The sequence below is a fragment of the Azonexus sp. genome, from assembly GCF_036170495.1.
In the GTDB taxonomy this organism is placed as follows: Bacteria; Pseudomonadota; Gammaproteobacteria; order Burkholderiales; family Rhodocyclaceae; genus Azonexus.
In genome coordinates, this window is sequence record NZ_JAVHPH010000223.1 from 3791 (window position 1) to 16887 (window position 13097).

General features: G+C 62.2%; 11 protein-coding genes. 3 read left to right on the forward strand and 8 right to left on the reverse strand.

What is annotated here, in order from left to right; all coding sequences use genetic code 11:
* Positions 1 to 2222: RelA/SpoT family protein (locus ADADOO_RS07575; RefSeq protein ID WP_511276376.1), on the forward strand; the 2222-nt coding region annotated here is incomplete at its 5' end.
* Between the two features lie 78 nt (positions 2223 to 2300).
* On the forward strand, positions 2301 to 2480 hold the full coding sequence (locus ADADOO_RS07580; RefSeq protein WP_511276378.1) for a LiaI-LiaF-like domain-containing protein: 180 nt from the start codon (positions 2301 to 2303) through the stop codon (positions 2478 to 2480).
* Positions 2481 to 2552: 72 nt separating this feature from the next.
* Here the strand turns inward: ADADOO_RS07580 and ppk1 are convergent, their stop codons facing one another.
* The 3 genes from ppk1 to ADADOO_RS07595 form a co-directional block, all read right to left on the reverse strand.
* Complete coding sequence (ppk1, locus tag ADADOO_RS07585) at positions 2553 to 4634, reverse strand: polyphosphate kinase 1 (RefSeq protein ID WP_511276380.1); 2082 nt, start codon at positions 4632 to 4634, stop codon at positions 2553 to 2555.
* Between the two features lie 125 nt (positions 4635 to 4759).
* Positions 4760 to 6100, reverse strand: a complete 1341-nt coding sequence (locus ADADOO_RS07590) for an isochorismate synthase (RefSeq protein WP_511276381.1) — start codon at positions 6098 to 6100, stop codon at positions 4760 to 4762.
* A complete protein-coding gene (locus ADADOO_RS07595) occupies positions 6097 to 7362 on the reverse strand; it encodes a class I adenylate-forming enzyme family protein (protein ID WP_511276383.1) in 1266 nt (421 codons plus the stop codon). Before ADADOO_RS07595 ends, ADADOO_RS07590 begins: the two co-directional genes overlap by 4 nt.
* A gap of 123 nt (positions 7363 to 7485) precedes the next feature.
* On the opposite strand from ADADOO_RS07595, the gene ADADOO_RS07600 reads away from it, so the two are divergent.
* A complete protein-coding gene (locus tag ADADOO_RS07600; protein ID WP_511276385.1) occupies positions 7486 to 8025 on the forward strand; it encodes a TlpA family protein disulfide reductase in 540 nt (179 codons plus the stop codon).
* 3 nt (positions 8026 to 8028) lie between these two features.
* Here ADADOO_RS07600 and ADADOO_RS07605 read toward each other — a convergent pair whose 3' ends face one another.
* The 5 genes from ADADOO_RS07605 to ADADOO_RS07625 all read right to left on the reverse strand — a co-directional run.
* Positions 8029 to 8787, reverse strand: coding sequence for a hypothetical protein (locus ADADOO_RS07605; RefSeq protein WP_511276387.1), 759 nt, complete (start codon positions 8785 to 8787; stop codon positions 8029 to 8031).
* Between the two features lie 73 nt (positions 8788 to 8860).
* Positions 8861 to 10237, reverse strand: coding sequence for a DUF5666 domain-containing protein (locus tag ADADOO_RS07610; RefSeq protein WP_511276388.1), 1377 nt, complete (start codon positions 10235 to 10237; stop codon positions 8861 to 8863).
* Positions 10234 to 11082, reverse strand: coding sequence for a DUF6502 family protein (locus ADADOO_RS07615; protein WP_511276390.1), 849 nt, complete (start codon positions 11080 to 11082; stop codon positions 10234 to 10236). The genes ADADOO_RS07610 and ADADOO_RS07615 overlap by 4 nt, the downstream gene beginning before the upstream one ends.
* A gap of 394 nt (positions 11083 to 11476) precedes the next feature.
* The gene (locus tag ADADOO_RS07620) at positions 11477 to 12772 is read right to left on the reverse strand and encodes an NAD(P)-binding domain-containing protein (protein ID WP_511276391.1); all 1296 of its coding nucleotides are present in this window, start codon (positions 12770 to 12772) and stop codon (positions 11477 to 11479) included.
* Positions 12772 to 13097: GGDEF domain-containing protein (locus ADADOO_RS07625; RefSeq protein WP_511276393.1), on the reverse strand; the 326-nt coding region annotated here is incomplete at its 5' end. The genes ADADOO_RS07625 and ADADOO_RS07620, both read right to left, overlap by 1 nt.

The window sequence follows — 13097 nt, forward strand, 5'->3', positions numbered from 1 at the left end:
TGGTTTCCGTCGTCCATTCTGTCGCCTCGCAAAGCGACTTCGAACAGTTCCTGATCACCTTGGCCGAGGGCTTGGCCCCGGCCGATGCGGAACGTCTCAAATCCGCCGTCGAATACGCGTGGACCACCTACGGCGAACGCACGCTGGGTAGCGGCGAGCGCATCTGGTCGCACGCCCTGGGCATGGCGGTGATCATCGCCGGCCTCAAGCTCGACGTCGAATCGCGCATTGCCGCGCTGCTCTTCGCCATTCCGGCCCAGGACGAGCACGGCATCGCCAGCATCGAAACGCATTTCGGTAAGCCGGCGGCGCATCTCGTGCAGGGTATTTCGCGCCTCAATAAGTTGCGGCCGATTGCCAAGGGTTTTGTCGCCACCAACATCGAGGCCGGCGAGGTCAATCCGGTCGAAATGAAGGCGCAGATCGAAGTGCTGCGCAAGATGCTGCTGGCGATGGTTGAGGACATCCGGGTCGTCCTGCTGCGCCTGGCTAGCCGGACGCAGACCCTGCGTTTTTACGCGGCCAATCCGGACGACCTGCGTATCCAGGTGGCGCGCGAAACGCTGGAACTCTATTCGCCGCTGGCCAACCGGCTTGGCGTCTGGGAACTGAAGTGGGAACTCGAAGATCTGTCCTTCCGCTTCATCCACCCGGACATCTACAAGAAACTGGCCAAGCTGCTCGACGAGAAGCGTAGCGAGCGCGAGCAGTTCATCGTCGATGCCGTGGCCAAGGTGCGCGACGAACTCGAAGCGGCCGGTGTGCACAATGCTGAAATCTACGGTCGGCCGAAACACATCTACAGCATCTGGAACAAGATGCGCAAGAAGGGCGTCGAGTTCTCCGAGGTCTATGACGTGCGCGCCCTGCGCATCATCGTCGACGACCTCAAGGAGTGCTACACCGCGCTCGGCATCGTGCACAACCTGTGGCTGCCGATCCCCAAGGAATTTGACGACTACATCTCCAATCCCAAAGGGAACTACTACCGCTCGCTGCACACGGCGGTGCGTTGTCCGGATGGCCGCAGCCTGGAAATCCAGATCCGCACCTGGGACATGCACAGGCACGCCGAACTGGGCGTCGCCGCGCACTGGCGCTACAAGGAAGGCACCAAGCGCAATGCCGAGGACGACTACGACGAGAAGATCGCCTGGCTGCGCCAGCTGCTGACCTGGAAGGATGAAGTCGCCGACAGCTCGGACTGGGTCAAGCACTATAAGCAGGCGGCGCTCGACGAGACGATTTACGTCATCACGCCGCAGGGCAAGGTCGTCGACCTGCCGGCCGGCTCGACGCCGGTCGATTTCGCTTACCGCGTGCATACCGACCTCGGCCACCGTTGCCGTGGCGCCAAGATTGCCGGCCATCTTGTCCCGCTGAATACGGCACTGGAAACCGGACAGGAAGTCGAGATCGTTACCGCCAAGCTGGGCGGCCCGTCGCGCGACTGGCTCAACCCGCTGCTCGGCTACATCCACACCAAGAGCGCCCGGGTCAAGGTGCGCGCCTGGTTTTCCAATCTGGCGCTCGAAGAAACGCTGGGCGAAGGGCGCGGCCTGATCGCCAAGGAATTGCAGCGGGCCGGCCAGACCGGCGCGAATATCGAGGAGCTGTCGCACAAGCTCGGCTTTGCCAAGGCTGACGACCTGTACATCGCCGCCGCCCGGGGCGACCTCAATCAGCGGCAGTTCCAGGCGGTAGCCAAGGGTGGCGACCTGCTCGCTGAAACCCAGTTGCCGGATGAGGTGCTGGCCAAGCCGAGCAAGCCGGTGCAGGGCAACCAAGGAATTCTGATCGTCGGCGTCGACAAGCTGCTGACTCAGCTCGCCCGTTGCTGCAAACCGGCGCCGCCGGACGAAATCCAGGGCTTCATCACCCGCGGCAAGGGCATTTCGATCCACCGCATGGACTGCCCCAATTTTGCCAACCTCGCCGCGCTGCATCCCGAGCGGGTCATCGAAACCGACTGGGGGCTGACGACGACCGGCGTTTTTGCCGCTGACATCATTGTCGATGCCCATGACCGCCAGGGCCTCTTGCGCGATATTTCCGAAATCTTCACGCGCGAGCGGCTCAACGTCGTCGGTGTCAATACCCAGTCCAAGCAGGGCAAGGCGCACATGAGCTTTACCGTCGAGATCACCAACCTGCAACAAATGCAGAAGACGCTGACGCTGATCCACGAGGTCGACGGCGTCGTCGGCGTGCGTCGGGCCTGAGCGCCTGTGAACTATTCGTTCACGCCCGCGCCCAAATCATTCACAGGCTCTGAGCAGTCGGGCTACCCGGGAGAAAACATGAAAGGCAACTTTGCCGCCATCGCCTTGATCGCCATCGGCGCCATCGCGCTGGCCGTCAATCTCGACCTGTTTGAGCTCGATCTGGTCGGGCTGATCAAGAAATGGTGGCCGCTGCTGCTCATCGTGCTGGGGGTTGGCCTGTTCTTTACGCCGGATGACGGTGGACGGAAAAGCTGATCGGAAAAATAAAATGCGGCTGGTCAGCCGCATTTTTTTGCCCTTTTTTCTGGTTGACCGTGGGAATGCCGATTAGCTGGTGCCCAGCGTCACCATCAGTTCGACCTGGGCGTTGTGCGGTTTGCTACGTGCAGAGCGGCGGCGATGGTAGATACCCTGGCTATTCATATCCCAGCCTTGCTGGTTGTCGGCCAGGTAGAACTTGAGGCCTTCGGTGATGACGCGCTTCTTGAGCTTGGGGTCGAGGATGGGGAAGGCGAGTTCGATGCGTTTGAAGAAATTGCGGTCCATCCAGTCGGCGCTGGAGAGGTAAACGGCTTCCTTGCCGCCGGCCAGAAAGTAGAAAATCCGGTGGTGTTCGAGGAAGCGACCGATGATCGAGCGGACGCGGATGTTCTCGGACAAGCCGGGCACCCCGGGGCGCAGGGTGCACACGCCGCGGACGATGAGGTCGATGTCGACGCCGGCCTGCGAAGCCTGATAGAGCGCATCGATGACTTCCGGTTCGACCAGCGAGTTCATTTTCGCGACGATGCGCGCCTTGCCGCCGGCCTTGGCGGTTTCGGTTTCGGCCTGGATGCCGGCGACGACATTTTGCTGCAGCGTGAAGGGCGCCTGCCACAGGTGTTTGAGTGTGCGCGCCTTGCCTAGTCCGGTCAGTTGCTTGAAGACTTCGCTGACGTCGTTGGTGATTTCCTCGTTGGCGGTCATCAGGCCGAAGTCGGAATAGAGACGGGCGGTGCGCGGGTGGTAGTTGCCGGTGCCGAGGTGGGCGTAGCGCTTGAGCCCGCCGTCTTCGCGGCGCACGATGAGGAGCGCCTTGGCGTGGGTCTTGTAGCCGACGACCCCGTACACGACGTGGGCGCCGACCTGTTCCAGCTTGGTCGCCCAGCTGATGTTGGCCTCCTCGTCGAAACGGGCCATGAGCTCGACGACGACGGTGACTTCCTTGCCGTTCTGGGCGGCGCGGATCAGCGATTCCATGAGCACCGAGTCGGTGCCGGTGCGATAGACCGTCATCTTGATGGCGACGACCTGCGGGTCGGTCGCCGCCTGGTTGAGAAACTCGATGACCGGCGCGAAGGATTGGTAGGGGTGGTGGAGCAGGACGTCGGCCTTGCGGATGGTGTCGAAAATATTGACGCCTTTGCCGACGACCTTGGGTAGGCCGGGCACGAAGGGACGGAATTTCATGTCCGGGCGGTCCACCCAGTCCGGCACCTGCATCAGGCGGACGAGATTGACCGGGCCATTGACGCGATAGAGGTCGGCCGGCTTGAGGCCAAACTGGGCGAGGAGGAATTCGGTCATCGCCGGCGAGCAGTTCTCGGCCACTTCGAGGCGCACCGCATTGCCGAAATTGCGCTGCGGCAGTTCGCCCTGCAGCTTGGTCCGCAGGTTGGTGACTTCTTCTTCATCGACGAAGAGGTCGGAATTGCGCGTGGCGCGGAACTGGTAGCAGCCGAGCACGGTCATGCCGGTGAATAGTTCGTCGACGAATTCGTGCAGGATGGACGACAGGAATACGAAACCGTAGGCGCAGCCGGCGAGTTCTTCGGGCAAATGGATGACGCGCGGCAGGACGCGTGGCGCCTGGACGATGGCAGCGTTGGAGCTGCGCCCGAAGGCGTCCTTGCCTTCGAGTTCGACGGCGAAATTGAGGCTCTTGTTGAGGACGCGCGGGAAGGGGTGCGACGGGTCGAGCCCGATCGGCGTCAGCACCGGCACCATTTCGCGCGTGAAATAGTCGCGGATCCACTCGCGCTGCGCTTCGTTCCAGGTCACTCGGCGCAGGAAGCGGATGCCCTGTTCGGCCAGCGCCGGCAGGATCACTTCGTTGAGGTGATCGTACTGCTCGTGGACGATGGCGTGCGCTTCGGCCGAAACGAGGCGGAAGGCCTCCTGTGCCGTCTTGCCGTCGGTGGTGGTGACCGTGGCGTGCGCTTTGACCTGCTCCTTGAGCCCGGCCATGCGGATTTCGAAGAATTCGTCGAGGTTGCTGGAGACAATGCACAGGAAACGCAGGCGTTCGAGCAGCGGCATCCGCTCGTCCTCGGCCTGGGCCATAACGCGCCGGTTGAAGGCGAGCAAGCCGAGCTCGCGGTTGAGATAGTTTTCGGTCGGAAAGCGGGGTTTTGGCTGCGGATGGGTCATCGCATCATCTCCATGTTTTTTCTGAAGTATAGGCTTTAAGCCCATCATTTTGTTACATAAATATTTCAGGGAGATGACGTTCGGTGGCTGATTTCTACGGTCGACCGGAATATTTGCCGAAAATATCAGGCGCGCCGACTATCGCCCGATGCCGGCGTGATTGGCGCGGCCAGCGCGGCGAGCAGGGTGCCCAGTTTGGCGTTCGTTTCGGCCAGTTCGTGCCGGGCGTCGGAGCCGGCGACGATGCCGGCTCCGGCCTGCAATTCGGCCGAGTTGCCGGCGAGCAGAGCCGAGCGCAGGGCGACCGAAAACTCGCCGTCGCCCTCAGCCGTGAGCAGGCCGATGCTGCCGCTATACCAGCCGTTGCGCTGCTCGTGGTGGGCGGCCAGCCAGGCCAGCGCGGCAGCGGCCGGAAAGCCGCCGATAGCCGGTGTCGGGTGCAGGGCGCGGACCAGTTCGAACAGCGTCGTCCCCGGGCGGACGGTGGCCGCCACCCGGCTGCGCAGATGGCGCAGTTGGCCGGCCGCGTGTTCCTGCGCCGGTTCGGCGACCGCTGGTGTTGCGCAGAAAGGCGCCAGCGCGGCGCTGACGGCCTGGACGACCAACGCCTGTTCATGCCGGTTTTTGGTTGCGGAGAGCGCCTGCGAACCGGGCCACGACGTGCCGGCCAGCGCATCGGCTTCGACGCGTCGGCCAGCGAGGCGGACCAGCCGCTCCGGCGTTGCGCCGACGAAGCTGTGCTGGCCGTTGCCGTGGGCGTAGATGAGACCGGCCGGTTGTTGCATGACGAGTTGGCCGAGCACCGAGGCCGCCGAAAACGGCGCGTCGGCCTCGATAGTCCGGCTGCGGGCGAGGACGACTTTGTCGAGTCGGCCAGCCGCAATGTCGCGCAGCGCGGCGTTGACGCGGGCGATCCAGGCCCGTTCGGCCAGCGTTTCAGGGCGGCTCGGGCGTTGTTGCGGCGCGCTGGCAATGGCCGGCGTGGCCAGCCATTGCGGCCATTCGGCGGCGGCCTGGGCGAGGCGGCCGGCCGGTGCGCTGAGGGTGACCGAGCATGCGCCGGCCACCGATTCGAGCAGGATGGCCGGGATGGCGAGCAGGGCGTTGGGCAGCGGCGCGTTGTTGACGGCGTCGAAAGCGAAGCCGGCGAAGGCGAAGGCCGGCCCGTTGCGCCGCCAGTCCCGGCAAAATCCGGCGAAAGCGTTGTCGAGCGCGGCCAGCCGGTTGGGGCCGGCGCTCGTGACATGGAGGGCGTGGCCGATGGCCAGACGATATTCGTGGCGATCCGGGCGGGCGCGATACCAGTAGAGGGCGTCGGCCGGTAGTTGCGGCAGCCAGTCGGTCGTGCCGCGGCCGAGCGGGAGACGCAGGCTGACCGGGGCCGAGGCGGGGGCGCCGGCGGCCAGCGCTTCCTGCCGGGCCAGGGTTTCCGGGGCGCACAGGCCGCGGCGCAGGGCGTGGATCACTGGCCGGCCTCGGCGGCGAGGCGGCGCAGCGTGGCGCGTTCGAGCTTGCCGGTGGCGTTGCGCGGCAGGCGGTCGATGGCGTGGATTTCTCGCGGCAGGGCGGCCGATGGCAGATAGTGGCGGGCGTGGGCGAGCAGGTCGTCCGCTGCGACCGGGCCGACGACGAGGGCCACGATGAGGTCGCCCCACACCGGGTCGGGCCGGCCGGTGACAGCGACGTCGAGGACGCCGGGGCAGGCGGCGAGGCAGGATTCGATTTCCTGTGGATGGACGTTGCGGCCACCGCTGATCAGCATGTCATCGGCCCGGCCGAGGATGCTCAGGCGGCCGGCGGTGTCGATGTTGGCGAGATCGCCGGTGGTCAGCCAGCCGGCGGCATCAATGCCGCTGCCGTCGCCATAGCTGCGCATGACTTGCCGGCCGCGCACTTGCAGGCGGCCGTCGGTAGCGAGGCGAAGGTCGTGGCCGGGCATTGGTCGGCCGACCAGGCCTTCCTGCCAGGCGCCGTCGGCCGGGTCGAAAGTGGCGAACTGGGCGGCCGTTTCGCTCATGCCATAGCTCGGGAAGAGCGGCCAGCCAGCGGTGATGGCGCGGTCGTAGAGTGATTGCGCCAGCGCGGCACCGCCGATGAGCGCCACGCGCAGGCTGGCCGGTGGCTTGACGCCGAGGTCGAGCAGGCGGGCAAGCATGGCGGGGACCAGCGAAATGTGTGTGACCGGTTGAGCGGCAAGGTCGGCGGCAACCTGTTCGGCGACGAAGCCGTCATGCAGCAGCACGCTGGCGCCGGCCCGGGCGCAGCGCCACAGTATCGACTGGCCGCCGATGTGGTGGAGCGGCAGGCAGTTCAGCCACCGATCGCCGGGGTGCAGCGGCAGGCGTTCATTCGAGGCGGCAGCCGCGGCGTCGAGCTGGGCATTGGCGAGCAGCACGGCGCGCGGTTTGCCCGCACTGCCGCTGGTCGCGATGATCAACGCAACGTCGGCCAGAGGCTGATTGATTTCCAGGTGTGTATGGCTACGGTCAACCGGAAAAAACGGCCAATTTTGAAAACTGCAGGCGTAGGCATGGCGCGCCAGATGCAGACTGTCGCCGGCTTCGCTGATCGTTCCTGGGCGGCAGGCGAGTTGGCCAGCGAGCTTTTCGCTCGCGGCGAATAGCTCGGCAAAGCTCAAACAGTGGCCGGCAACCAGCAAGGCGGCGCTCTGCGGATGTTCGCTCGCGGCCTGCCGGAGATGTTGTGCCAGAGAGGTGGGGGCTGCCATAAGCGTTCGATTATAAATAGACGCCGCCTCGTTGAAGGCAAGACAGATCAAGAAAATGCTTTACGATAACAGCCTTCGGCCGGGCGCTGTGCCTTGCCACGAGAAGCATTCATGGAGTTTGGCATGGGTCGGAAAGCTTGGCGGTTATTGTCGATGAAATGGCTGGCGATCGGCCTCTGCGCGATGCAGTTCACCGGCGGTGCCGTGGCCGGTACGCCGGGCGAGGTGCCGGTCGGCGCGTTGCTCCCCGAGGCGCAGCTCAACGGGCTGGTTGGCAGCGCCGGGAGGCTTTCCGCGTTTCGCGGCAAGCCGCTGCTGATCAACGTGTGGGCCAGTTGGTGCGGCCCCTGTCGGGCCGAAATGGGGTCGATCGAACGCTTGTCACGGCGCTATGGTGGCAAGGCTTTCAATATCGTCGGCATTTCAACCGACGACGATCAGGCGGCGGCAGCCCGATTCGTCAAGATTTCCGGCGTCAGCTTCCCGAATTACATCGACCGCAATCTGCTTCTTGAAAACATGCTCGGTGCCAATCGTCTACCGCTCACCGTGCTGGTCGATGCGGAAGGGCGGGTGATCAAGAAAATCGCCGGCTCCCGAGCCTGGGATAGCCCGGAGGCGATCAATCTGATTACCCAGGCTTTCCGCCTGACGGCGCAATAACGATCAGTAGGCGTACATCACGAAAATGCCGCCACTCAGATCGGGGCTGGCGTTGGAATAGCCGGACACAAGGTAGCCCTGCAATTTCCAGTGCGGGTCCAGCTTGTGGGTGACGAAACCGGTCACTTCACGGATTGGCGCGCCGCCGTCGAGTATCTTTTGTCGGAAATCGTAACTCAAGCCCACGGCGCTCGCCTGAGTGGCCCGGAAAGACCAGCCCACTGATGCGTAGAAAGGGTCCTTGAGATCGATACCGGCGGGGTCTCCCATTTTCTTGTAACCCAGGGTGCCGAACAGCGTGTGTTTATCCAGCGTCCGATAAATATCGGTATGCACCGAGTAATCGTTTTCGCCGGTGCCCAGTCCCTTGTTCTCATCGGCTGTCGCCAGTTTGACCTTGGCGCCCAGTTCGACGAGCCAGGGGCCTTGCTGCAGCGCACTCCAACTACCGGACAGCACGATGTCGCCAAGTCCGGATTCCTTCTTGCGTGTACTTGCCCCATTGGTTAGTGTGACCCGGTCAGCGCCTGCGCCGGAAACCGTTGAAGGTCCGTTCGTTTCGACGTAGGGAATGGTCGCCCGCCAGGTCCAGTCACCCGTTTCGTATTTCACGCCGAAAGGCATGTAAAGCGTGTCCGTACTTTCGGCAGCTCCATATTTTCCGGTCGAGTAATCGATGCCGGTGCTCACGATCACGCTGCTTTGAGCGTGGCAGGACAAGACAGTAAGGAGGCACAAAGCGCCAAGGATGCGTGTTTTCAAGCGGGTACCTGCTGCAATGTTGAGAAAGCCATGATTTTAACGTGGTCTTTTATTTTTTTGTGCAAATGGCATATCAGTGCCGTTCCCGCCGCTCGACTTTCTCGACTTTCTCGACTTTCTCGACCTTCTCGACCTTCTCGACCTTCTCGACCTTCTCGACCTTCTCGACCTTCTCAGCCTTCTCAGCCTTCTCAGCCTTCTCGACCTTCTCAGCCTTCTCGACCTTCTCAGCCATCTCGACCTTCTCAGCCATCTCAGCCTTCTCGGCCTTCTCGGCCTTCTCGGCCTTCTCGGCCGTCTCAAAGCCCTCGCTTTTCTCCTGTTTTTCCAATGTTTCGCCGGTCTTTGCCTTGGTCGACCAGGTATTATTTTGCTGGTCCGATTTCCCGGGGCGCGAAGCGTTGCGTTCTTCGCTATTGACCATCTCAATATGACTGACCACCAGTTGGCCTGAGCGACCAACTTGGGCATCGACAAAAATCCGCCGATTCGGGTGCAGGGCGTTCATTTGTCGTGCTGTTACGTTGGGTAGCGATAGCTCGACTCCGCCTGCCGTGATCTTTCCGCGACCGTCAGAGGTCTGAACCAGGCCCTCGATCAGGATTCTGCTCGCGCTGTTCTTGAAACGGTAGGTCGGATCTGCAATAACGCTCGTCGGCACGAGTTCGGTCCCGTTCCATTTGCCCTTGACCAGCGCGGCAGTGGTGTCGACCGTGCCGGCGACCGCGACTCCGCCAACCAAGGATCGTTTGCCAGACGGCACGACTTGACCCAGCGCACCAGCCTGCTTGAGGCCCGGACTGGGCTGGATGCGCGTTGCGACCAAAGTGCCGTCGGCGCCCGAAAGTGCGCTGATCTTGACCAACTGGCCAATGGCTAGTCCCTTGCTAGGCCCTCTGGTGTTGGGCCCGATTGCTACGTTTTGACCGAGGACCTGAATTATTTTGCCGCCGCGTGGCAGCTTGGTGATGGGGCCTTCTAGGGCGTTCAGAATGGCGATGTTTCGAGCCTGAAGTCCTTTTGGAGAATTGGTGGCGTCGATCGAGATGACCTGACCGACAGCCAGCTTGTCGGCTGATGATGGGTCGCCGTTTTCATTGACCGGCACGCCATGGTCGAAATGAACCTCAACCCCGTTGACACACACCGAGGCGAATCCGCTGACCACACCAACAATGCCGACCGATGCGCCATCGGCAATCGGGGCGCCCGTGCCGCCAATGCCACCGCCCTCGCCGCCGGCAGCGGGGGATCCGGTGCCACCAATACCGCCACCTTCTGTGCCGCTATTTTGGGCAGCCGATTCTCCTGTGGCCGGTTTCCCAGTGCCACCAATGCCGCTCCGCGCCCGATGATTTTTTCCGGGATGTTCCGGATCGACACAGACCGGGGCAGACCAGGCGACCAGCGGAAAAACTGCCACGATGAATAGGAGAAGATGACGTCTCATTTTTCTGTCGCCACTTCGGATGCGTCCGTGCTGTAAAAATACACACCACAGGTGAATCGCTTTTTCGGTCCGTTGCTTGCGGATTCTGGCGACTGGCCGTCGTCATCTGCCGGTTCTGCCGCCAAGGAGTGCAACTGGGTCAGCGTTTGCATGCCGAGTTTGGCGGCGCGCTCCCGCAACTTTTCGACCTGGGCTTCAGTCAGCGAGCTGTGATGCACGCTGCGTTCAAACCATGGGCTGCTCGTGGTTAGTACGTTGTCCGCTGCGGCTGCGGCGTGATCGCCAAGGTTGTGGCCGTAATACGCCAGTTTTTCTTCCAGTCCCTCCTTGGGGACAAAGGCGTTGCTGAGCAGTACGACTTCGTCGGCGTCATTGATGCTGACGACACCGAGTCGCAGCCATTCGTCGAGTACCGAACGCGGCCTAATATCCTGGCTGATGCTGGCAACCAGTGCTTCAAATGAGGCCTCTTCGGGGCCACGAGCGAGTCGGGATAGCGGGCGGGGCTGGCCGCTTTTATCAAGCCACCGGGCGCCGGTGATCCAGGTGGCGACAACTTGTGCGCTGAGCGATATCTTTGGCGGCAAATTTGCTTCGACATCGGGCAGTTGGCGTAAACGCTTGACATCCTTGCGGTGCACCCCGGTAATCAGGCTGATCCGGCTGTCGGTGGAGGCCTTGTTGTCGAGTCGGAAATCGCGTTCCGCCACTTCGACGAAGACGCGTTTGAGGAGTTCGATTGCCATCGGCAAGGTGATCTCGTGCGCCAGCATGACGCGGACAACAGGGGACAGCACGCGGTGTATCGCGGAGAGAAGAGCGGATCGGAGCGGTGAGTCTGACATCAAGTGGTGCCGTTTTTTAGGTGACGAGAAAAAATGGGGGCTGGATTGGGCTCGTCGCCGGGGTCGTTGGGGCTGGTCGAGTGGTCTGCCGCGATCACCTCGGGATCGACAGTCAGTGAGGACTTATCCTTCTCCCGTAGGGTAGGGCGGGAGGAGATCGGGCAACATTCTACGCCCCCGGTGTCTTTTCAAGAACAGGGTTTGTAGCCCGTCGTCGGCAGCTACTTTGTTGCGTGTTTTTATCGCAGCTCCCGTTCTGCGGGGGGGGGGGCAACCCCGGGATGTGGATGCTTTGCATTTTTTTTAGAGGGATATTTTCCCGCTTTTTTATCGGTGAGTAAAGAGGCAAGGGCGGCGATATTTTCGATATGCCAACGGCGAGTGAGGTGGCGAGCTAGTCGCCGTAACGGGTGTCAACCTGAACGCCCATTTTTTTCAGCATGGGCGTCGGCAATTCGCCGCCGGCGCAAACGATGATGGCTTCGTTTGGCCGTTCGAGGATGTCATCGCCATGTTTGAGGATGACGTTGTCGATGCCGATTTCTCGGACCGTGCTCTCCAGTATTTGTTCAATCTTGTTGGCAGCGATGGCGTCGGCCAGGCGCGTCCGGTTTTTGGGTTTGACGCGGTCGAAGGCCTTGCCGCGGTAGCTCAGAGTGACATGCGTGTCGGGTTCGTTGGCAATGTCGAGGGCTGCTTCCAGGGCGCTGTCGCCGCCACCGACGACGAGGACATGCTTGCCCTGATACTGGTCGGCCTCGATCAGGCGATAGACGACCTTGGCCTGTTCTTCGCCCTTGGCGCCCAACTTTCTCGGCGTGCCGCGGCGGCCGATGGCGAGTAGCACGCTGGCGGCCGAGTAAGCCGCTTTGTTGGTGCGGATCGAAAAAACGCCATCGCTGGGCGTGATTTCTTCCATGCGTTCGCTGAACCGGATGTTGGGTGTTGCCTTGTCGAGGATGCCTTGCCAGATTTCCATCAGCTCTTCCTTGCTGATTTCGCGTACCTTGATTTCGCCGATCAGGGGCAGCTTCATGGGGGCCGTCATAACCAGCTTGTTGCGCGGATAGTGATAGGTGGTGCCGCCGAGCGAGTCTTCCTGTTCGACCGTGACGTAGTTCAGGCCGGCTTCCTTGGCGGCTAGCGAGGCGGCAATGCCGGCCGGGCCGGCGCCAATGATGACGAGGTCGAGATCAGCCTTGGTCTTGGGCCGCTTGGTGATGGCCTGGACGGCATGCGTGCCCTGGCGGATGGCGTTGCGGATAAGCCCCATGCCACCGAGTTCGCCTGCAATGAAGATGCCCGGGATATTGGTCTGGAAGTCGGGATCAACTTGCGGAATGTCCATGCCGCGCCTTTGCGTGCCAAAGACCAGTTTGATGGCGCCAACCGGGCAGGCCGGTGCGCAGGCGCCGTGGCCGATACAGTGCGTCGGATTGATCAGAACGCCCTTGCCCTTGATGACGCCGAGCGCATTCTCCGGGCAGGCTCTGACGCAGGCGCCCGAGCCCATGCAGATCGACAGGTCAACCACAGGGTGCAGCGACGGCGGTTCGGTCAGGCCGGCTTCCTGGGCTTCCTTGAGTACGGTATGGTGGATTTCCGACACCTTTTTTTTGCTGTGCAGGTGAAAGGCGGCGGGAACCAGGATAAGCAGGGCGGGGAGGAGGTAGTAGATCAGGTCGGACATCATTCGCCGGCATTCGTCAGTTTGTTTTCGAGCGCACTGACGGTACTCATTGGGTCTTCTCCGGACGCATGCTGAACAACGGCGATGCGCACGGTCAACCGGAAATTTTGCCCAAAATTGAAGTGCTCAAAGGTGTCGCGAATTCCGTTGACGAGCTTTTTGGCACTGGGTTCTGCGGTATTGGGCAGGAGGATCATGAACGTCTCGCGATCCCACTGGCAGGCGGTGTCTGAGGTGCGCAAGCGATTGGAGACCGCTTCGGCGCACTGACACAACTGATCGTCCGGCAAGTGATCGGCTCCGAAGAGCACGATTCGGCAGCCAA

Bases quoted from the DNA above. Each gene is read 5' to 3' on its own strand.
- ADADOO_RS07580 (WP_511276378.1), top strand. From the start codon at position 2,301: ATGAAAGGCAACTTTGCCGCCATCGCCTTGATCGCCATCGGCGCCATC.
- ppk1 (WP_511276380.1), bottom strand. From the start codon at position 4,634: ATGACCCATCCGCAGCCAAAACCCCGCTTTCCGACCGAAAACTATCTC.
- ADADOO_RS07595 (WP_511276383.1), bottom strand. From the start codon at position 7,362: ATGGCAGCCCCCACCTCTCTGGCACAACATCTCCGGCAGGCCGCGAGC.
- ADADOO_RS07600 (WP_511276385.1), top strand. From the start codon at position 7,486: ATGGGTCGGAAAGCTTGGCGGTTATTGTCGATGAAATGGCTGGCGATC.
- ADADOO_RS07610 (WP_511276388.1), bottom strand. From the start codon at position 10,237: ATGAGACGTCATCTTCTCCTATTCATCGTGGCAGTTTTTCCGCTGGTC.
- ADADOO_RS07615 (WP_511276390.1), bottom strand. From the start codon at position 11,082: ATGTCAGACTCACCGCTCCGATCCGCTCTTCTCTCCGCGATACACCGC.
- ADADOO_RS07620 (WP_511276391.1), bottom strand. From the start codon at position 12,772: ATGTCCGACCTGATCTACTACCTCCTCCCCGCCCTGCTTATCCTGGTT.